Annotated in this window: 18 protein-coding genes; 5 read left to right on the plus strand and 13 right to left on the minus strand. The window is 67.1% G+C overall.

All coding sequences use genetic code 11. The features are described from left to right. Positions 1–7 precede the first annotated feature (7 nt). The 6 genes from gyrA to ligA form a co-directional block, all read right to left on the minus strand. A complete protein-coding gene (gene gyrA, locus AC5P67_RS03340; protein ID WP_088431503.1) occupies positions 8–2,722 on the minus strand; it encodes a DNA gyrase subunit A in 2,715 nt (904 codons plus the stop codon). Between the two features lie 217 nt (positions 2,723–2,939). Next, positions 2,940–4,004: an S-methyl-5-thioribose-1-phosphate isomerase gene (mtnA, locus tag AC5P67_RS03345; protein WP_005413901.1), complete on the minus strand. Its 1,065-nt coding sequence runs from the start codon at positions 4,002–4,004 to the stop codon at positions 2,940–2,942. A gap of 47 nt (positions 4,005–4,051) precedes the next feature. Further along, a complete protein-coding gene (locus AC5P67_RS03350; protein WP_099523256.1) occupies positions 4,052–4,780 on the minus strand; it encodes a DUF3011 domain-containing protein in 729 nt (242 codons plus the stop codon). Positions 4,781–4,918: 138 nt separating this feature from the next. After that, entirely contained in the window at positions 4,919–5,875 is a 957-nt protein-coding gene (gene epmA / locus AC5P67_RS03355) for an EF-P lysine aminoacylase EpmA (protein ID WP_099523252.1), read from the minus strand. After that, entirely contained in the window at positions 5,872–6,357 is a 486-nt protein-coding gene (locus AC5P67_RS03360; RefSeq protein WP_005413904.1) for a GNAT family N-acetyltransferase, read from the minus strand. The genes epmA and AC5P67_RS03360 overlap by 4 nt, the downstream gene beginning before the upstream one ends. A 49-nt stretch (positions 6,358–6,406) precedes the next feature. Continuing rightward, the gene (gene ligA, locus AC5P67_RS03365; protein ID WP_172711800.1) at positions 6,407–8,878 is read right to left on the minus strand and encodes an NAD-dependent DNA ligase LigA; all 2,472 of its coding nucleotides are present in this window, start codon (positions 8,876–8,878) and stop codon (positions 6,407–6,409) included. Between the two features lie 248 nt (positions 8,879–9,126). Between ligA and AC5P67_RS03370 the strand changes: the two genes are divergently transcribed. Then, positions 9,127–10,251, plus strand: coding sequence for a pyridoxal phosphate-dependent aminotransferase (locus tag AC5P67_RS03370; protein ID WP_165710647.1), 1,125 nt, complete (start codon positions 9,127–9,129; stop codon positions 10,249–10,251). 118 nt (positions 10,252–10,369) lie between these two features. Here the strand turns inward: AC5P67_RS03370 and zipA are convergent, their stop codons facing one another. The 7 genes from zipA to AC5P67_RS03405 all read right to left on the minus strand — a co-directional run bounded on the left by zipA (position 10,370) and on the right by AC5P67_RS03405 (position 17,330). Then, a complete protein-coding gene (zipA, locus tag AC5P67_RS03375; RefSeq protein ID WP_005410225.1) occupies positions 10,370–11,110 on the minus strand; it encodes a cell division protein ZipA in 741 nt (246 codons plus the stop codon). Between the two features lie 46 nt (positions 11,111–11,156). Beyond that, positions 11,157–14,660, minus strand: coding sequence for a chromosome segregation protein SMC (smc, locus tag AC5P67_RS03380; protein ID WP_241889344.1), 3,504 nt, complete (start codon positions 14,658–14,660; stop codon positions 11,157–11,159). Between the two features lie 258 nt (positions 14,661–14,918). Beyond that, positions 14,919–15,368: a 50S ribosomal protein L9 gene (gene rplI / locus AC5P67_RS03385; RefSeq protein WP_005410227.1), complete on the minus strand. Its 450-nt coding sequence runs from the start codon at positions 15,366–15,368 to the stop codon at positions 14,919–14,921. A gap of 104 nt (positions 15,369–15,472) precedes the next feature. Next, positions 15,473–15,703, minus strand: coding sequence for a 30S ribosomal protein S18 (gene rpsR, locus AC5P67_RS03390; protein ID WP_002804494.1), 231 nt, complete (start codon positions 15,701–15,703; stop codon positions 15,473–15,475). Positions 15,704–15,714: 11 nt separating this feature from the next. Then, entirely contained in the window at positions 15,715–16,152 is a 438-nt protein-coding gene (gene rpsF / locus AC5P67_RS03395) for a 30S ribosomal protein S6 (RefSeq protein WP_005410228.1), read from the minus strand. Between the two features lie 230 nt (positions 16,153–16,382). Then, positions 16,383–16,925 (minus strand): CbrC family protein, encoded by a 543-nt coding sequence (locus AC5P67_RS03400; RefSeq protein WP_062607372.1) that lies wholly within the window; start codon positions 16,923–16,925, stop codon positions 16,383–16,385. 66 nt (positions 16,926–16,991) lie between these two features. Continuing rightward, on the minus strand, positions 16,992–17,330 hold the full coding sequence (locus AC5P67_RS03405; RefSeq protein ID WP_049428383.1) for a HesB/IscA family protein: 339 nt from the start codon (positions 17,328–17,330) through the stop codon (positions 16,992–16,994). 128 nt (positions 17,331–17,458) lie between these two features. On the opposite strand from AC5P67_RS03405, the gene asnS reads away from it, so the two are divergent. From asnS to AC5P67_RS03425, 4 genes are read left to right on the plus strand one after another with little or no spacing between them, the layout of a single operon-like run. Continuing rightward, a complete protein-coding gene (gene asnS, locus AC5P67_RS03410; protein WP_005410231.1) occupies positions 17,459–18,853 on the plus strand; it encodes an asparagine--tRNA ligase in 1,395 nt (464 codons plus the stop codon). A gap of 30 nt (positions 18,854–18,883) precedes the next feature. Beyond that, on the plus strand, positions 18,884–19,183 hold the full coding sequence (locus AC5P67_RS03415) for a hypothetical protein (RefSeq protein ID WP_005410232.1): 300 nt from the start codon (positions 18,884–18,886) through the stop codon (positions 19,181–19,183). A gap of 7 nt (positions 19,184–19,190) precedes the next feature. Continuing rightward, positions 19,191–19,505, plus strand: coding sequence for a hypothetical protein (locus AC5P67_RS03420; protein WP_005410233.1), 315 nt, complete (start codon positions 19,191–19,193; stop codon positions 19,503–19,505). 7 nt (positions 19,506–19,512) lie between these two features. Next, positions 19,513–20,151 (plus strand): FMN-binding negative transcriptional regulator, encoded by a 639-nt coding sequence (locus AC5P67_RS03425; protein ID WP_201862246.1) that lies wholly within the window; start codon positions 19,513–19,515, stop codon positions 20,149–20,151. The last annotated feature ends 46 nt before the right edge of the window (positions 20,152–20,197 follow it).

The raw sequence follows: 20,197 nt of genomic DNA on the forward strand, positions 1-20,197 counted from the left end.
GGCAGGATCACTCCTGCGCGGCGTCCTCGCTGCTGGCAGCAGCCGGGGCGCCGTCGGTCGTGGCCGGGGCGGCGGCAGCCACCTCGTCCTCGTCCTCGTCGATCGAGGCATCCATGCGCTCCACCGCCTGCAGCTTCTCGTCCTTGGAGAGGCGGATCAGGGTCACGCCCTGGGTGTTGCGGCCGACGCGGCTGATTTCCGAGCCACGGGTACGCACCAGGGTGCCACCATCGGAGATCAGCAGGACTTCGTCGCTGGAGCCCATCAGCACCGCGGCGACCAGCTTGCCATTGCGCTCGGTGGTCTGGATGCCGATCACGCCCTGGGTGCCACGGCCCTTGCGCGGATAATCCGGCAGCGGGGTGCGCTTGCCATAGCCGTTCTCGGTTGCGGTGAGGATGTACTGAACGCTGGCGTCGTCGGCGCCTTCGATCACCGCATCGCCATTGCCGGCGGCTTCCTCGACACCGCTGTCGTCCTCGTTCTCGTCCTCGATGCCACCGGCACTTTCGGCCACGATCAGGCTGACCACTTCCTCGCCGGCCGGCATCTTGATGCCCCGCACGCCGGTGGCGGTACGGCCCATCGAGCGGACCTTGTCCTCGCCGAAGCGCACGGTCTTGCCGTTGGAGGCGAACAGCAGGATGTCGCGCTGGCCGTCGGTCAGGCCGACGCCGACCAGCGCGTCGCCCTCATCGAGGTTGATCGCGATCTTGCCGCGCGCCAGACGGAAGGCGAACTCACCCAGCGGGGTCTTCTTGACCGTACCGTTCTTGGTGGCGAAGAACACGAACTGGCCATCGGCGTAATCGCGCACCGGCAGTACGGCCTGCACGCGTTCACCCGGTTCCAGCGGGATCCAGTTGATGATCGGACGGCCGCGGGCGTTGGAGCCCGCTTCCGGCAGCTGGTAGACCGGCAGCCAGAACACCTTGCCCGAACTGGTGAAGGTCAGCAGCGTGTCATGCGTGTTGACCAGCCACAGCTGTTCGATGAAATCCTCTTCCTTGGTCGCCGCCGCACTACGGCCACGACCACCACGGCGCTGCGCGCGGTACACGCTCACCGGCTGGCGCTTCACGTAACCGGCATGCGACACGGTGACCACCACGTCTTCCGGCGCGATCAGGTCGAGGATGTCCAGGTCTTCTTCGCTGTGGCGGATCTCGGTACGACGCTCGTCGCCGAATTCGGCCTTCACACTGACCAGCTCTTCGCGGATCACCTGCAGCAGGCGGTCGGGATCTTCCAGGATGTGGATCAGCCCGGCGATCACTTCCAGCAGCTGCTTGTACTCATCGGTCAGGCGGTCCTGCTCCAGCCCGGTCAGGCGGTGCAGGCGCATTTCCAGGATCTGGGTGGCCTGGATCTCGGTCAGCTGGTAGCCGCCCTCGATCAGGCCCACGCCCTTGGGCAGGTCTTCCGGGCGCGAGGCTTCGGCGCCGGCGGCACCCAGCATCGCACCGACCAGGCCCGGCTCCCACACGCGGGCCAGCATGCGCTCGCGTGCTTCGTTCGGGTTCGGCGAGGTCTTGATCAGTTCGATCATCTCGTCGATGTTGGCCAGCGCGACGGTCAGGCCTTCCAGCACGTGGGCACGGGCGCGCGCCTTGCGCAGCTCGAACACGGTACGGCGGGTGACCACTTCGCGACGGTGGCGGACGAACGCCTCCAGCATCTGCTTGAGGTTCATCAACTGCGGGCGGCCATCGACCAGCGCCACCATGTTGATGCCGAACACCGATTCCATCTGCGTCTGCTGGTACAGGTTGTTCAGCACAACCTCGGCAGATTCACCGCGCTTGATCTCGATGTAGATGCGCATGCCGTCCTTGTCGGACTCATCGCGCAGCTCGCTGATGCCTTCGATCTTCTTTTCCTTGACCAGCTCGGCGATCTTCTCGATCAGACGCGCCTTGTTCACCTGGTAAGGAATTTCAGTGACGATGATCGATTCGCGGCCGTTGTCGGCCACTTCGATATCGGCCTTGGCACGGATGCGCACGCGGCCACGGCCGGTGCGGTAGCCGGCGACGATGCCGGCGGTGCCGTTGATGATGCCGGCGGTCGGGAAATCCGGGCCCGGGATGTACTCCATCAGGCCGTCGACGTCGATTTCCGGGTTGTCGATCAGCGCGATGCAGGCGTTGATCGATTCGCTCAGGTTGTGCGGCGGGATGTTGGTCGCCATGCCCACCGCGATACCGGCCGAACCGTTGACCAGCAGGTTCGGGAACCGGGTCGGCATGACCGTCGGCTCCAGTTCCTTTTCGTCGTAGTTGGGCTGGAAATCGACGGTTTCCTTGTCGATGTCCGCCATCAGCTCATGCGCCAGGCGCGACATGCGCGCTTCGGTGTATCGCATTGCCGCGGCGGAGTCGCCATCGATGGAGCCGAAGTTACCCTGGCCATCGACCAGCATGTAACGCAGCGAGAACGGCTGTGCCAGGCGCACCAGCGTGTCGTACACCGACTGATCGCCATGCGGGTGGTACTTACCGATGACGTCACCGACGATACGCGCCGACTTGAAGTAGGGCTTGTTGCTGTGCGCGTTGAGTTCATTCATCGCGAACAGCACGCGGCGATGCACCGGCTTGAGGCCGTCGCGCGCATCCGGGAGCGCGCGGCCCACGATCACGCTCATGGCGTAATCGAGGTAGCTCTTGCGCATCTCGTCTTCCAGGTTGACCTGGATGATTTCCTTGGCGGTTTCTGCCATTCGGGTTCCGTTGTCTGGTAGCGGTCCAGTCCGGCGCAGCACCCTGCGGGAGGGGGTCGTGCCGGAACCTCGATTCAACCTGCGGATATTACCACAACAGGCCGTTTTCCGCCTCCCTTTACGGGTATTTTACCTGCACAAATCAGGAACTTAGGGGGTTGCCGGCCCGCGGCCGGCCCCACCGGGGGCGGAGGTCACGCGGCCCCTCCCCCGCGCGTCAGCCGCCGAAGGCGGCGCGCATGTTCTCCGGGGTCGGGTTCAGGATCACGCCGCGCTCGGTCACGATGGCGTCGATCAGCTCGCCCGGGGTGACGTCGAACACCGGGTTCCAGGCAGCGATGCCCTCTGCCACCGTGCGGGTGCCACCCACGCCGTACAGCTCGCCCGGATCGCGCTGCTCGATCTCGATCTGGCTGCCGTCCACGGTCTCCATGTCCACCGTCGAGGACGGCGCCACGACCATGAACTTCACGCCGTGATGGCGGGCGGCGATGGCCAGCTGGTAGGTCCCGATCTTGTTGGCGGTATCGCCGTTGGCGCAGATGCGGTCGGCACCGACGATCACCCACTGCACAGCGCCGGTCTTCATCAGGTGCGAGGCGGCCGAATCGGCGATCAGCGTGGCGTCAATGCCATCCTGCTGCAGCTCCCACACGGTCAGGCGCGCGCCCTGCAGCCACGGACGGGTCTCGCCAGCGAACACGCGGGCAATGCGGTGCTGGGCCATGCCGGCGCGGATCACGCCCAGCGCGGTGCCGAAGCCGGCGGTGGCCAGCGAGCCGGTGTTGCAGTGGGTCAGCACGCCGCTGCCGGCTTCGATCAGGCCTGCGCCCAGCGCGCCCATGTGGCGATTGGCGGCCAGGTCTTCCTCGGCGATGGCCTGCGCTTCGGCCTCCAGCTTCGCCTTCCAGTCAGCACCGGCGGCATTCAGGCAACGGCGCATGCGCGCCAGCGCCCAGGCCAGGTTGACGGCGGTCGGACGCGAGGCGTTCAGACGCTGCAGCGCCGGTTCCAGCTGCTGCAGCGCGTGCGCACCGTCTGCGGCCTGCACGTCACGTGCGGCCAGCACCACGCCCCAGGCGGCGGCGATGCCGATGGCCGGCGCACCGCGCACGGTCAACGCGTGGATGGCCGCAGCCACTTCGTCACTGTCATGGCAGACCACATGCTCGACCACGAACGGCAGCTTGCGCTGGTCCAGCAGTTGCAGGGCATCGCCGGTCCACAGGATCGGGCGGATATGGTCGTAACGGGCGTAGTCGATGTCGGAGGCAGTGTTCATGGGCCCATTGTAGGGCCACGCCCCCCGGGGTTGGAGCCCGCCCGGGCTCAATTCACCGAGAACTCGGCGCGGCAGCCACCGTCCACCCAGATGCCGTTGCGGTTCCAGCCCCAGGTGTTGCCTTCCTCGCACGGGGTGCTGGACAACTGTTCGGTGACGACGGCGCCGACCGAAATGCTCGCGCCGCAGAAACGGCGCTTCTTCGACTTCGATTCACAGGTCAGCCGGCGTGGTACGTCAACGAATCGGCCGTCCTCGTCAGCCACTTCGAAATCCCCCTGGCAACCGCGGCTGGTCCAGACTTCATTGCGCTTGTAGCCCCAGCCCTGCCCTTCGCGGCATGGCAGCGCCGACAGCTGGCGCAGCAGGCGCACTGGCGCGCCATCCAGGCGCACCGGGCAGCTCTGCGGGCGACCATTGGATTCACAACGCACCACGCGACGGACCAGGCGCTTGCCCTCGCTGGCTACCGGTGCGCCACCCGCAGCGCGGCGTGCGCGGAACTCGGCGCGGCAGCCCAGCGTGACCCACACGCCACTGCGGTCGGTGCCCCATTCGCTGCCACGGATGCAGCTGCTGTTGGAAAGCTGGCGCACCAGGTCGACGCCGTTGCTGACATCGATATCGCAATGCACCCAGCCCATGTCGCGTGATTCGCAGGTCACCACTTCACCGTCGTAGCCGGCCTGCTGCGCAGATGCCGATGACGGCAGCCAGGCACCCCAGAGCGCGATGGAGTAAACCGGTGCAGCGACAACCGCAAACCACTTGACCAAAGCCTTCCCCAGCAGGAATGGATGAACTGCGTGCCAGTGTCCGGCATCTGCCGTGATAAGAGCATCATCCTGCTTACCGAAGCAAGCGCGGAATCGCGGAATTCCGTTCAGTCTTTGACGTTCAGGAACGCAGGTCGCTCATGCGTGGGCAAAGTCGTAGGCCAGCACGTCGGCGATGCGCGGCGTGCGGTTCATCGCCATCAGGAGGCGATCGACCCCCACCGCCACGCCCGCGCACGCCGGCATCGATGGCAGTGCGGCCAGCAGCGCCTCGTCCAGCGCCGGCTGCACCTGGCCACGTTCATGGCGTCGCTGCAGGTCACGCTGGAAGCGCGCGCGCTGCTCGTGGGCGTCGTTCAGTTCGTGATAGCCGTTGGCCAGCTCCACCGCGCCCAGGTACAACTCGAAACGCTCGGCCAGGGGCGGTGTACCGGCACGGATGCGCGCAAGCGCCGCCTGGCTGGCCGGCCAGTCATGGACCACGGTCATCACCGCGTCATCGAAGTGCGGCTGGATGCGATGGGTCATCAACAGGTCCAGCCAGTCGTCGCGGGTCAACCCGACCGGATCGATGTGCACATCACCCAGCGTGGCCCGCAATGCAGCCTCATCGGCCTTGAACGGGTCAACGCCCACATGCTGCTGGAACAGCTCGCGGTAGCTCAGCACGCGCAGGGTCGCACTGCGCCCGACCAGCGCCAGCGCCTGGCCGACCAGCTCGGCGGTCTCCTGCACCAGGCGATGATGATCCCAGCCAACCCGGTACCACTCCAGCATGGTGAATTCCGGGTTGTGGCGGCCGCCCGCCTCGCCATTGCGGAACACCCGGCCCAGTTCGTAACAGTCACCCACGCCCGCCGCCAACAGGCGCTTGAGCGGATACTCCGGCGAGGTGCGCAGCCAGCGGCGGCGTCCGCCGGCATCGACATGGCCGGTGAAATCGGTATGGAAGCTGTCGATGTTCGGCTCGGTGTTGCCGGCCACCGACAGGATCGGCGTTTCCACTTCCAGCACATCGCGTTCGGCGAAGAAGCGGCGGACCAGCGCATTGAGCGCGGCGCGCTGCTGCAGCGCGCGCAGCAGGGCCTCGCTCACAGGATGCCCTCCGGGCGCGGGTGGTCCAGCGGCAGGGTCAGCAGATCGCGGGTGTCATCGATGTAACCGCTCGCCAGGTAGAGGCGACGGGCCAGCTCGTTGTGATGGTTCACTTCCAGGCGCAGGCGGCTTACGCCGCGGCCCCGTGCCCGCTGTTCGCAGATGGCCAGCGCCTGCTTGCCGCGGCCGCGACCACGCGCACGATGGCTCAGGTACAGCTCGTCCAGCAGCATGAAGTGGCCGCCCTGCTCCAGGCTGAAGCCCATCGCGATCACTGCGTAGCCGACCACCTCGGCCGCCTCGTCCAGCCACAGCAGCACTTCGCCGTTGCGTGGGTCGGCCAGCAGCGCATCCACGCCGCGACGCACGCGCGCGTCGTCGAAGTCGATCCTGTCTTCGGCATAGAACTCGCGCATCAACGCGATCAACAGTTCTTCGTCGGCACGGGTGGCCAGGCGGAAATCCAGTGGGGCAGTCTGCATCGGTGTTCCTTTGTGCTTCATGCCGGGTGCCGGGCACCCGGCGGCGTCATCATTCGTGTTCGGCAAGATAGGCCAGCAGGCGGTCCTCATCCCACACCGGCACGCCCAGCGACTGTGCCTTGTCCAGCTTGGAGCCGGCCTCGGTACCGGCCACCACGAAGCTGGTCTTCTTCGACACACTGCCGGAGACCTTGGCACCCAGCGCTTCCAGGCGTTCCTTGGCGGCATCGCGGGTGAGCTGGGCCAGGGTGCCGGTCAGCACCACGGTCTGCCCATCCAGCGGACCCGCCACGATCTCGGCCAGCGCCGGCGCCTTGGCCAGGATCTCCCGCATCGCGTTCTCGGCGGCCAACAGCATCGCACCGTGGCCATCAGCGTCCAGCCATTCGGCCAGACCGCGCGCGGTGTCATCGGGCAGGCCGGCGTTGACGAACTGGCCATGCTCGGCATCGAGCACCGCCTGTGCGCCGGGAAGCGCAGCCACCAGCTTTTCGGCGCGCAGACGGGTGATGCCGGGGATCTCCGACTCGACCAGCAACTGCGCCAGATCCAGCCCGTCGCGCAGCTTGGCACTGGGCGCATGCACGTCGCTGATGCGCACCTGGCCGACCTGCAGCAGGTCATCGATGGCCTGCTGGTTGCCCTGCTGCTCGAAGAAGTGGCCAAGCGAACGCGCCACTTCGCCACCGATGTCCGGCACACGCTTGAACAGCGGCCACGGCAGGTGGCGGATCAGCTCCAGGTCACCGAACCACTGCGCCAGCGCCTTGGCCGTGCTCTCGCCCACGTGCTCGATGCCAAGCGCGAACAGCACGCGCTCCAGCGTGGCCGCACGGCTGGCGTCGATCGCTGCGATCAGGTTGTCGGCCCACTTGGTGGCGATCTTCTTCGTGTTCCATTCGAAGCTGGCCGGCTGCGCCAGCGCCTGCGCGCGCCAGCCCGGATCGTTGCCGTCCAGCTTGAGCACCGCATTGAGCACCGCACCACTGCCCTCGGCGGGAAGGTGCAGCTTCAGCGCCGCTGCCAGCGCCGACGGCTCCTCGGCGTCCAGCACCAGCTTCAGGTGCAGCAGCGTATCGCGGCTGAGCCGGTACAGGTCGGCCACGCTCTTGACGATGCCCGCGTCGACCAGGGTTTCGATGTACTTGTCGCCGAGACCGTCGATGTCCATGGCGCGGCGCGAGGCGAAATGGGCAATGGCTTCCTTGCGCTGCGCCGGGCAGGACAGTTCGCCCGAACAACGCCACGCCGCCGCCCCCTCCTCACGCACGATCTCCGAGCCGCACACCGGGCAGCGCGTCGGCATCTGCCACGGCGTGGTGCCCTGCGGGCGGCGGTCGAGAATGACGCTGACCACCTCGGGAATCACGTCGCCAGCGCGGCGCACGATCACGCTGTCGCCAACGCGCACATCGAGGCGCGCGATCTGGTCGGCGTTGTGCAGGGTGGCGTTGGACACGATCACGCCAGCCACAGCCACCGGCGCCAGTCGCGCGACCGGCGTGGCAGCACCGGTGCGGCCGATCTGGATCTCGATCGCCTCCACCGTGGTGCTCTGTTCCTGCGCGGGGAACTTGTGCGCGATGGCCCATCGCGGCGCACGGGAGACGAAGCCCATCGCCTGCTGACCCGCCCGGTCATCCAGCTTGTAGACCACGCCATCGATATCAAACGGCAGGCCGTCGCGGCGTTCACCGATAGTGCGGTAGTAACCGAGCAGGCCGTCGGTGCCCTCCACCACTTTGCACAGCTCACTGACCGGGAAGCCCCAGGCGCCGAGCTGGGCCAGGGTGCCCGAATGGGTGTCCGGCAGCTCGCCGCCCTGCACTTCGCCGGTGCCGTAGGCGAAGAAACTCAGCCTGCGCTGCGCACTGATCTTCGGGTCGAGCTGGCGCAGCGAACCGGCCGCCGCGTTGCGCGGATTGGCCAGCACCTTGCCGCCCTGCAGGCGCGCACGTTCGTTGTAGGCCTCGAAGTCGGCGCGGGCCATGTAGACCTCGCCGCGCACCTCCAGCACATCCGGCCAGTCCTTGCCGTGCAGGCGCTTGGGAATGTCACCGATTTCGCGCAGGTTGGCGGTCACGTCCTCGCCGGTACTGCCATCGCCACGGGTCGCGCCGAGCACGAAATGACCGTCCTCGTAGCGCAGGCTGATCGCCAGGCCGTCCATCTTCGGCTCGGCCGAGAACCGCAGGCTGCGACGCCCCAGGCGCTCATCGATGCGGCGCACGAAATCGGCCACTTCCTCGTCGCTGAAGGCATTGGACAGCGACAACATCGGTACCGCATGGCGCACTTCCGGGAAGCGGCCAGAGGGGCGCGCACCGACCTGCTGGGTCGGGCTGTCGGCACGGGCCAGTTCCGGGTGCTCGCGCTCCAGCGCTTCCAGCTCGCGCACCATCCGGTCGTAGTCGACGTCGGGGATCTCCGGCGCGTCCAGCTCGTGATAGGCGCGGTTGGCCTGGGCGATCTGCCGGCGAAGGTCTTCGGCGCGTTCGGCGGGGCTGGGGCTCATCGGGATCCGGTGGTTCTGGGATGGCCGGGGATTCTACCGCGCCCAGCCGTCAGGCCCTGTAACGCCTCCGCCTTTGCAGCGTCGAGCGTGCTCGACGGGCACTCCCCGCTCCGGCAGGTGCCAACCTTCTCCCTCGTTCCGGCAGGTGCCAACCTTGGTTGGCACATCTGCATGGCGCGACGCCACAAAAAGCAGCTTGCCGCCCACCCTCGCCGGCGCTAGCGTGCGACGGTCTGCCCTTCGGAATCCTGCCCGTGACCCTGCCCGCTTCCCGTCGACGCTTCCTGCAACTGGCCGGAGCCGGCCTCGCCGTCGCCGGCAGCGGGCTGCCGCGGCCCGGCCATGCCCAACCCGCGACAGCCGTCGCCCCGGGCCCCGCCGAAGGTGCGGTGCTGCTGAATTTCAACGAATGCCCCTACGGCCCCTCGCCCGCAGCCCAGCAGGCGGCACGCGACAGCATCGCCGGTTGCGGCCGCTACCGTTTCGCACTGGCCGGTCAGGTGCGCGACGCCTTCATCGAACAGGCGCGCATTCCGGCCGATCACGTGCGGCTCTATCCGGGTTCCAGCGAACCGCTGAACCGTGCCGCCGTGCTGTGGACCGGCCCGCAGGCGGGACTGGTAGTCGCCGATCCGACCTTCGAGACGCTGGGCGAGGTCGCGGCCGCACACGGTGCGCACGTGCAGAAAGTGCCATTGCACGACGACGGCGCACATGACCTGCGCGCGATGGTGGCCGCCGCACACGCGCGCTCGACCGGCCTGCTGTATGTGTGCAACCCGAACAACCCGACCGGCTCGATCAGCCCGCCGGATGAGCTCGCCTGGCTGCTGGCCCACAAGCCTGCGTCCACCCGCGTACTGGTCGACGAGGCCTACCTGCAGTACAGCGAGCAGCCGAGCCTGATCGCGCAGGTGGCGCAGCGCGATGACCTGATCGTGTTGCGCACGTTCTCCAAGCTTTATGGCATGGCCGGCCTGCGCCTGGGCGTGGCGGCCGCGCATCCCGACCGCCTGCGCGAACTGGCCAGCCTGGGCGACAACCCGCTACCCGTGCCAGCACTGGCCGCGGCACTGGCCAGCCTGCAGGATCCTCAGTTGATCGCGCAGCGGCGCCTGCAGAATGCCAAGGTGCGGCAGGCCACCATCGCGTGGCTGGGCAAGCGTGGTTTCAGCTGCGTGCCGTCGGAAGCGAACTGCTTCGTGGTGGATGTGCAGCGCGACGGTGCCGCCTTTGCCAAGGCGATGGCAGACAACGGCGTGATCATCGGCCGCAGCTGGCCGATCTGGCCGCAGCGCGTGCGCGTGACCGTCGGCACCGAAGATGAAATGGCCGCGTTCCGCAGGGCATTTGCCAAGGTCGCCGGCGTACCGGCCTAACCCTGTTGGTGGGGGCGAACCTTGGTTCGCCCCATCCACGCATAGCGTGGATCTACTGTTGTGGGTGCCGACCGCTGGTCGGGGTGGGTGCCGACCGTTGGTCGGCACACCATGGCGCTCACCAGCGCGGGGTCTTGGTCAGCGGCGGCGCCTGGTGCTGGCGATCATAGGCACGCAGTTCGTCACGGATGTGCGCGATGCGCTGCCGGCCGAGAGCGTTGCGGCTGTCGTCCAGCACCACGCCGTCCAGCAGCTCGGCCATGCGCTGCACGGTGGGCAGCATCTTCTCCCAGGCATCCAGCGCGGTCAGCGGCGCCGGCAGGGTCAGGAAGAAGGCGATGGCCGGGGTCTCCATGGCGCGGATGTTGGCCATGTCGAAGCTGCCCGGCTTCATGATGCTGGCCATCGAGAAGATCGGGCCGCGCTCGGGGTGGCCTTCCACCAGGCGGTGGAACACGTTCATGTGGCCGAACACCAGGCCGGTCTTCTCCGCCGCCACCACGATGTCTTCGCCACGCAGCTGTTCGCCGGCGCGAGCGGCCACGAACAGCGACACGATCTTGTCGAAGTCCTGGGTGGCGCGCTTGCCAAGGTCGCTGGCCGCGCCGGCGTCGGTGTCGGCCAGGCCAAGCTCGGCCTGCTCGCCTTCCGAGCCCATGCCCGGCTCTACGCGGCCATCGGCCACAGTGACGCCATCATCGCCCAGCACCGGCTCGCGACGCTCGCCGCCGGTCGGTTCCGCGCTTTCCACGCGACGCCCCTGGGGCTTCTTCTTCGGACGGCCAAACAGGAAGATCGCAGCGATCAACAGCAGGCCGGCGGCCAGGATGCCGATGCGCAACAGTGCCGTGTCGGACATTCGATAGGTTCTCCGGCTAGTTCATTCAGGTAATTAGGATGGCACGTCAGGCCGCGCCCGCCAATCGTGCGGCTTCTTCCAGGTCCACGCTGACCAGCCGACTGACGCCCGGTTCGCGCATGGTCACGCCCGACAGCTGGTGCGCAGCCTCCATCGTCGCCTTGTTGTGGCTGACGAACAGGAACTGCACCTTCTCGCTCATTTCCTTGACCATGTTGGCCAGGCGACCGACGTTGGCTTCATCCAGCGGTGCGTCCACCTCGTCCAGCAGGCAGAACGGTGCCGGATTCAACTGGAAGATGGCGAACACCAGCGCTACTGCGGTCATCGCCTTTTCGCCGCCGGACAGCAGCGAGATGCTGGACACGCGCTTGCCCGGTGGGCGCGCCATGATGGTCACGCCGGTGTCCAGCAGGTCTTCACCGGTCAATTCCAGGTAGGCGTGGCCGCCACCGAACAGGCGCGGGTACAGCGCCTGCACGCCGGCATTGACACGGTCGAAAGTGTCCTTGAAGCGGCCGCGGGTCTCGCGGTCGATCTTGCGGATGGCATCTTCCAGGGTTTCCAGCGCTGTGGTGAGGTCGGCGTGCTGCGAATCCAGGTAGTCCGAGCGCTGCGAGGCCTCGCCATACTCGTGGATCGCGGCCAGGTTGACCGGCTCCAGCCGGCGCATGCGGCCATCGATCTGGTGCACGGCCTGCTCCCAGTCGCCCAGGCGGGCGTCCTCGGGTAGCGCGTTGAGCACGTCCTGCAGCACGAAACCGGCCTTTTCCACCGCCGCCTGCAGGGTATCGGCGCTGAGCACCAGCGCCTGCTGGTCAAGCTTGCGCTGCGAAATACGCTCACGCTGGGCCAATGCCTGTTCGTCGCGCTGGTGGCGGGTCTGTTCGTAGTTGCGCAGCTCGGCGTCGATGCCGTCCAGCAGCGTGCGCGCCTCGGTTAGCACGCGATCGGCCCGAACGCGCTCTTCCAGCGCATTCTGGTGCTCGGCCTGCAGCGCTTCGACCGGCGAATCACCTTCGTCCAGCTGCGAATGCAGCTCGCCCAGGCGCGAATCCAGCTGCCCGCGCTGGGTGCCCATGCGCTCCAGCGCCTGGCTCAACGAGGCCAGCTGCGCACGCTGCGATTCCAGGGTCAGGGCCAGCGAGTGCGCGCGCTCGCGTACCGCGCGGGCGGCGTCGCGAGCCAGGTCGCGCGCCTCGGTCAACTGGCGGCGCTCGCCCTCCAGCCGCTGCCGGGTCGATTCCAGGTCGCCCATGCTGCTGACCGCGTTCTCCAACCGCGAGCGCGCTTCACGCGCTTGTTCGTTGTTGGCTTCAATGGTTTCCTGCAGCTGCTTCAGCTCGCCTTCGATGCGATCGATGCGCGTGCGCGCTGCCTCCACCTTGCCCTGCTGGCCCTGCAGCTGGCCGGCCAGTTCGGACACCGCACGATGGGCCTGGTACAGCGCACGCTGCGCGTCTTCGCGCTGCTGTTCGGCAGCCTGCAGCTGCTCTCGGAAGCCGGCCAGCTGTTCTTCCAGTTCGGCCTCGCGGTCCTGCAGCTGCTCGATCTGCTCACGCAGCTCCTGGATCTCACGTTCGCGCAGCAGCGCGCCCTGCGCGGCGGCACCGGAGCGCGATACGCGCATCCAGCCCTGGCCCAGGCGCTCGCCACTCTGGGTGATGATCGAATCGCCTTCCGGAAGGCTGGCCTGCAGCGCCTTGGCCTCGGACAGATCCCTGGCACCGTGCAGGTGCGCCAGCAGGCGCCGGATCGCTGCCGGGCCACGCACGCGTGCAGCCAGCGAGGTCGGCGCGACCTTCAGGTCCGCGCCATCGTTGGCGACCAGCGCAATGTGGCCCTCGCCCAGTTCGCCCAGCGCGTCGACCAGGCTGGCCGGGTCATCGACCAGCACGCCTTCGATCAACTGGCCGAGCGCGCTTTCCACCGCGTTTTCCCAACCGGCATCGACATCCAGGCGTTCGCCGACACGCGCCGCCGAATCCAGCCCACGCGCCTTCAGCCAGGCCACGGCGGCGCCCTGCTCCTGGCCCAGCGCAGCCTGCTGCAGGGTTTCCAGCGAAGCCAGGCGACCGCGCAGGCCATTGGCCTGCTTGCGCAGTTCGGCCAGTTCGTTCTGGCCATTGCGCTGCTGTTCCTGCACCGCCGCCACGCCCTGCTTGCGCAGCTCAACGTCTTCGCTCAGTTCATCCAGCGCGGTCTTCTGCGTGTCGTGCTGCAGGTGCAGCTGCTCGAAGGCTTCTTCCAGCGCGTCCACGTCCAGCCCGGCGCGCTCGGCGGCCAGGGCTTCACGACGCCGGTCGGCATCGAGGATCTGTTTGTCCAGGTAGTCCACGCGCGTGCGCTCGACGTCGCCGGCGCGCGAGGCTTCCGAACTCTGCGAGGTGTGCTGTTCCCAACGCTGCTGCCAGCTGGCCAGCCGGTCTTCAGCCTCGCGCAGGCTTTCCTGCTTTATCTCGTTTTCTTCCTGCAGTTCTTCCAGCTGCGGGGTCGCGGCCTCTACCGCCTCCCGCAGCACCCTCAGCTTGGCCTCGTCGCCACTGATGTGCTGCCCCAGTTCGGCCAGGGCCTGCTGGGTTTCGTCGCGCGCCTTGTGCAGGCGCTGCGACAGCTCGCGCTGGTGCTGGATCTGCTGCTCCAGGCGGGCCAGCGTGCTGCCGACCTGATAGACCGCCGCCTGCGCGGTGTTGAGCGCATCGGCGGCCTCTTCGCGACGCACTCGCGAGGTTTCGATGCGGGCCTCTGCGTCGCGCTGATCGGCGATCAGCTGCTGCAGCTTGGTCTCTTCCTGCGACAGGCCTTCGCGCAGCTTCGACAGGCGCCCATCGAGGCCACGGAATTCCAGCGCCTTCCACTCGGCATCCTTGATCCGGCGCTCTTCCTGCAGGGCCTGGTACTGCTCGGCCTGCCTGGCCTGGCGCTTGAGGTGTTCGAGCTGCTTGCTGATCTCGTCGCGCAGGTCACCCAGCCGGTCCAGGTTCTCACGGGTGTGGCGGATGCGGGTCTCGGTCTCCTTGCGGCGCTCCTTGTACTTGGAGATGCCGGCTGCCTCTTCCAGGTACACGCGCAGGTCTTCCGGGCGCGCCTCGATGATCTGGCTGATCATGCCCTGCTCGATGATCGAGTAGCTGCGCGGGCCCAGGCCGGTGCCGAGGAACAGGTCGGTGATGTCGCGGCGACGGCACTTGGTGCCGTTGAGGTAATAGTTGCTGGTGCCGTCGCGGCTGACCGTGCGCTTGACCGAGATCTCGTTGAACGAGGCGTACTCGCCGGAAATCGTGTGGTCGGAGTTGTCGAAGATCAGCTCGACCGTGGCCTGCGACACCGGCTTGCGGGCATTGGACCCGGAGAAGATCACGTCGGTCAGCGAGTCGCCACGCAGGCGGCTGGCCGAACTCTCGCCCATGACCCAGCGCACGGCGTCGATGATGTTCGACTTGCCGCAGCCATTGGGCCCCACCACGCCGGTCATGTTGGTCGGCAGGTGCAGGGTGGTCGGATCGACGAACGACTTGAAGCCGGACAGCTTGATCGTGGAAAGACGCATAGGGGTTCCGGACTGGGGCCGGCAAGCGGCCTGCGTTTACCCTCCAAGCCATTGATCCTGTTGGGATCGATGCTCGTGGAACGGGTGTGACGCCCTGAGTATACCGATGTGGACGTGTTCTACGAATGGGCGTGGAACATTGCCCACCCCCACCCCGTCGGACGGACCTGGCCCGACACCGCGGAACGGCGCCAAAAACAAAACGGGCACCCTTGCGGGCGCCCGTTCTGCGGTGATGCCAGGCCTTGCGGCGTGGGATCAGGCTTCGGCGACGACGACGACCTTGACGGTGGTCTCGACGTCGGCGTGCAGGTGGACCAGCACGTCGTATTCGCCGATGTTGCGGAAGGCGCCTTCGCCCAGGATGACTTCGCTCTTTTCCAGCGGCAGGCCGGCGGCGGTGAAGGCCTCGGCGATGTCGCGCGGGCCAACCGAGCCGTACAGCTTGCCTTCGGTCGAAGCGTTGGCGGCGATGGTCACGCTCGCGCCTTCCAGCTTGGCCTTGCGGCCTTCGGCGTCAGCGTGGATGGCCTGGGCCTTGGCTTCGTATTCGGCGCGCTTGGCTTCGAACTCGGCCTTGTTGCTCTCGGTGGCCGGCACGGCCTTGCCCTGCGGCACGAGGAAGTTACGGCCGTAGCCCGGCTTCACGTCGACCAGGTCGCCCAGGTTGCCGAGGTTGGTGACTTTCTGCAGGAGGATCAGCTGCATGGTATTGCTCCAGATAAGTTATTCGTTAGCGAGGCGATGCCCCGCAACAAAGGCTGTCCGAATAGCTGGCACAGCGGGGGCGGCGCCGGGCCGCCCCGCTGGCATCAGACGTCGTGGTTGTCGGTGTACGGGATCAGGGCCAGGAAGCGAGCGCGCTTGACGGCGGTCGCCAGCTGGCGCTGGTACTTCGACTTGGTACCGGTGACGCGGCTCGGCACGATCTTGCCGTTCTCGGTCAGGTACTGGCGCAGGGTGTTGAGATCCTTGTAGTCGATCTCCTTCACACCTTCAGCAGTGAACTTGCAGAACTTGCGGCGACGGAAGAACTTGGACATGGGAAGGCTCCTTAGGCGGCGGAAGCGGCGTCGTCGCCGGCTTCGTTGTCAGCGGTGTTGTTGGACTCGCCTTCTTCGTCGTCACGACGACGGCGCTCACCGCGCTCCGGCTTGTCACCCTTCTCGTCCTTGCTCTTCATGATCAGCGACTGCTCGGTGTCAGCCTCGTCACGCTTGATGACCAGGTTGCGCAGCACGGCGTCGTTGAAGCGGAAGCTCTCGGTCAGTTCGTTCAGAACGGCCTGGTCGGCTTCGATGTTCATCAGCACGTAGTGGGCCTTCACCAGGTTCTGGATCGGGTACGCCAGCTGGCGGCGGCCCCAGTCTTCCAGACGGTGGATGGTGCCGTTGCCGTTCTCGACCAGCGACTTGTAGCGCTCGATCATGGCCGGGACCTGCTCGCTCTGGTCCGGGTGGACCATGAACACGATTTCGTAATGACGACTCATGTTTTTTTCTACCTTTCGGATGTGGCCTTGCGGCCGGACAGCCCCCCGCCGTTGAGACCGCGGTGGGGCAAGGCTTCCCGCCGGGAGGCAGGAAGCCGCGCATTATGGCGCAGATGGGGGTGCCGGGCAACCGGCGGGTCACAGGGCAACCTGAACCGGGGGCGCAGCCCCCATGCCGACCCAGGCTGGCCGCTACCGGAGCCCCGCACAGCCCAAGAATCCGCCTGGATTCACCCCAGGTCGACGTGAAGGCGATGCTGGCCGCATTCCAGGCACTGGAACAGGCAGCCGACCATCATCCCGTCCCGGCTCAGGTGCGCCAGCACCCAGTCGGCGTCGCGCGGATTGACCTCCGCCACATCGGGCCGGACCTGGTCGAGGATGGGCAGCAGATCGTCGCTGCCGGCGAAACCGAGGAAGGCGCAGGGCCGTTCACAATGGCTCAGCCAGACCGATTGCTGCCAGGACGGGTAGCCCGGGGTGCGCTCGCAGATCTCCAGCAGCAGCTCACGGGCGATGCTCGGTGGCGGGTCGGCCGGGTCTGGCGAGCCCCCTTCGATATCACTCCAGCCGGTGAATTCACCCTCGTAGCTGGCCGCCGCCCTGCCGTCGGCGATACACCAGGGGCAAAGGTAATCCGGACGCAGACGGGTGTAGAACGGCCCGCGGTAGCGCAGTGTGCGCGGCTGGCCGCAGCAGTCACAGATTCCGTCGACCTCTTCGAAGGAGAGGGCGTAGGCGTTGGGGTGATAGGTAAAAGCCGGTCGTTCCATCCGTGGGGTCCCTGCCGAGCCCCGCGTGCCGACCAAGGTCGGCAGCTACCGGGACGCGCCGGGCCGTCAGGCCTTGTCGGCGTCGGTGGTGAAGCTCTCGCCGCAGCCACACTCGGCGGTGGCATTGGGGTTGCTGAACGTGAAGGTCTCGCTCAGGCCGTGCTTGCCGAAGTCGATCACGGTGCCGTCCACCAGCGCCAGGCTCTTGGCGTCGACATAGATCTTCACGCCGTCCTGCTCGAACACGGTATCGCCCTCGCGCTCGTCGCGTGCCAGGTCGGTAACGTGGCCCCAGCCGGAGCAACCGGTCTTGGTCACGCCGAAACGCAGGCCCAGCGCACCGGGGGTCTGGGCGACAAAGCGCTGCACGCGCTCGAAGGCAATGGGGGTCAGGCTGACGGCCATGGGGCTACTCCAGAGGTACGGGGACATTATAAGGAGCCGTTGCCGCGAAAAATGCCTCGCAAGCAGAACGCTGCAACCGGTAAACTCCCGTGTTCACAGATCGAGTCGATCAGCAGAGGATTCAAGTCATGACGGTGGTCAGCGTTGAACATGCGCTTGCCGGGAAGATCCCGGAAGGCGGCGAAGTCACGGTACGCGGATGGGTGCGCACGGTGCGCGGTTCAGCGAATCTGGCCTTCGTGAATGTGAGCGACGGCTCCTGCTTCGCCCCGATCCAGGTCGTGGCCGGCGACAGCCTGGCCAACTTCGACGAGATCAAGCGCCTGACCAGCGGCTGCTCGGTCATCGCCACCGGCACCCTGGTGAAGTCGCAGGGCAAGGGCCAGTCGTTCGAGATCCAGGCCAGTGCAGTGGAAGTGGTCGGCTGGGTCGAAGACCCGCTCACCTACCCGATCCAGCCCAAGCCGATGTCGCCGGAGTTCCTGCGCGAAGTGGCGCACCTGCGCCCGCGCACCAACCTGTTCGGCGCGGTCACCCGCATCCGCAACTGCCTGGCCCAGGCCGTGCACCGTTTCTTCCACGAGAACGGCTTCAACTGGATCAGCACCCCGATCATCACCACCTCCGACGCCGAAGGCGCCGGCCAGATGTTCCGCGTGTCCACCCTGGACATGGTGAACCTGCCGCGCGATGAGAAGGGCGCGATCGATTTCAGCCGCGACTTCTTCGGCAAGGAAACCTTCCTGACCGTGTCCGGCCAGCTGAACGTCGAGGCCTACTGCCTGGCGCTGAGCAAGGTCTACACCTTCGGCCCGACCTTCCGCGCCGAGAATAGCCACACCACCCGCCACCTGGCGGAGTTCTGGATGATCGAGCCGGAAATCGCCTTCGCCGACCTGGCCGAAGACGCACGCCTGGCCGAAGAGTTCCTGAAGTACCTGTTCCGTGCGGTGCTGAACGAGCGCAGCGACGACCTGGCCTTCATCGCCGAGCGCGTGGACAAGAACGCGATCACCAAGCTGGAAGACTTCATCAACGCACCGTTCGAGCGCATCGACTACACCGACGCGGTCAGCCTGCTGCAGAAGTCCGGCAGGAAGTTCGACTTCCCGGTCGAATGGGGCCTGGACCTGCAGACCGAGCACGAGCGCTGGCTGACCGAGGAACACGTCGGCCGCCCGGTGGTGGTGACCAACTATCCGGAGCACATCAAGGCCTTCTACATGCGCCTGAACGACGACGGCAAGACCGTTGCCGCGATGGACGTGCTGGCCCCGGGCATCGGCGAGATCATCGGCGGCAGCCAGCGCGAAGAGCGCCTGGACGTGCTGGACGCGCGCATGGCCCAGTTCGGCCTGGATCGCGAACACTACAGCTGGTACCGCGATTTCCGCCGCTATGGCTCGGTGCCGCACGCCGGCTTCGGCCTGGGCTTCGAGCGCCTGGTGGTTTACGTCTGCGGGCTGTCCAACATCCGCGATGCGATCCCCTACCCGCGCGCCCCGGGCAGCGCGGACTTCTAAGCCCCATACGACCACGGAGGTACTGCCCCCATGACCCTGTTCTTCGCCCTCTGTTTCGTCGGCGTTGCAGTGGCCGGGTTCAGTGCCTTCGTGATCTTCTGGCCGCTGACCCTGGTGCACGTGCGCGACCGCCATCCGGCGCTCGCCGCGCGCTTCGGCAGCGGCGCCTTCCTCAAGCCCGATGCCCTGGCCTGGCTGCTGCGCCGCGACTATCGGCAGCAACCGGACCGCTCGCTGTCCGGGCTGGCGACACCGGCCTGGGTATCGCTGCTGACCCTGCTGGCCGGACTGGGCATGGCCGCCCTGCTCTGGCTGGCCTCGCTCTGGTAACACACCCATGAATGACATCACCGCCTCGCGCGACAGCTGGTGGCTGGCCAGCCTCGGCAACACCCTGATCTGGGCGCGCCTGCGCGTTCGCCCGGCCGGCACCGCCGAAGTGCTCGACAGCGATGGCAACACGCTGAGCTACGACAGCGAAGACACCGCCCGTTCGCAGTTGTTCGACGCCGAGTTCGTCGAGTACGACGGCCTGGACGAGGAGGACGCACTGGTGCGCGGCTTCAGCCTGCACGAAGTGCAGCCGCCGCAGGCCGACAGCGACGAGGGTCTGCGTGGCCGCATGGTCCAGTCGCTGGGCGGGCGCGCCTGACCCCTGCATGTTCACCCCGCGCGCCTTCGCCGAGACCGACCTGCTCTGGCTGGACCGCCTGCTGGCGCGCGACCCGTTCGTCACCGTGCTCACCCCCGGCAGCGATGGCCTGCCGGAGCTGACCCGGATGCCGGTGCTGTACCGGCGTGACGGCGACCAGATCGAACTGCGCGGCCACTGGGCCCGCGCCAACCCGCAGTCGCGCCACAGCGGCGCGGCCAAGGTACTGGTCGATGGCCCACACGGCTACGTCTCGGCCAGCTGGTATCCGGACAAGGAGCCCGCCGCGCGGGTACCCACTTGGAACTACGCCGCTGCCGAGCTGCGTGGCCAGCTGCAGACCTTCGACGAGGCTGATGCCCTGGCCGAACTGGTCGGCGCGATCAGCGACCGCTTCGAAGCCAGTGTCGGCCAGGCCTGGCAGTTCGATGCCGCGCGCGCCGAACACGGCCCGGAGCTGCGCGCCATCGTCGGCTTCCGCTTCCTGGTGGAACACGTGCAGCTGAAGCTGAAACTCAGCCAGAACCATCCCGACGCCAACCAGCAGGCCGTGATCGCCGCACTGGAAGCGCTCGCCTCCCCGTCCTCCCATGAGCTGGCGCAGTGGATGCGCTGGCACCGTGAACAGTCCGCCTCCAGCGGCTGATCGCCCCAGCTTCCCGCGACGGCGCGACCAGAACGGCCGCGCCTTG

Source organism: Stenotrophomonas sp. YJH_SMC_21 (assembly GCF_059369555.1).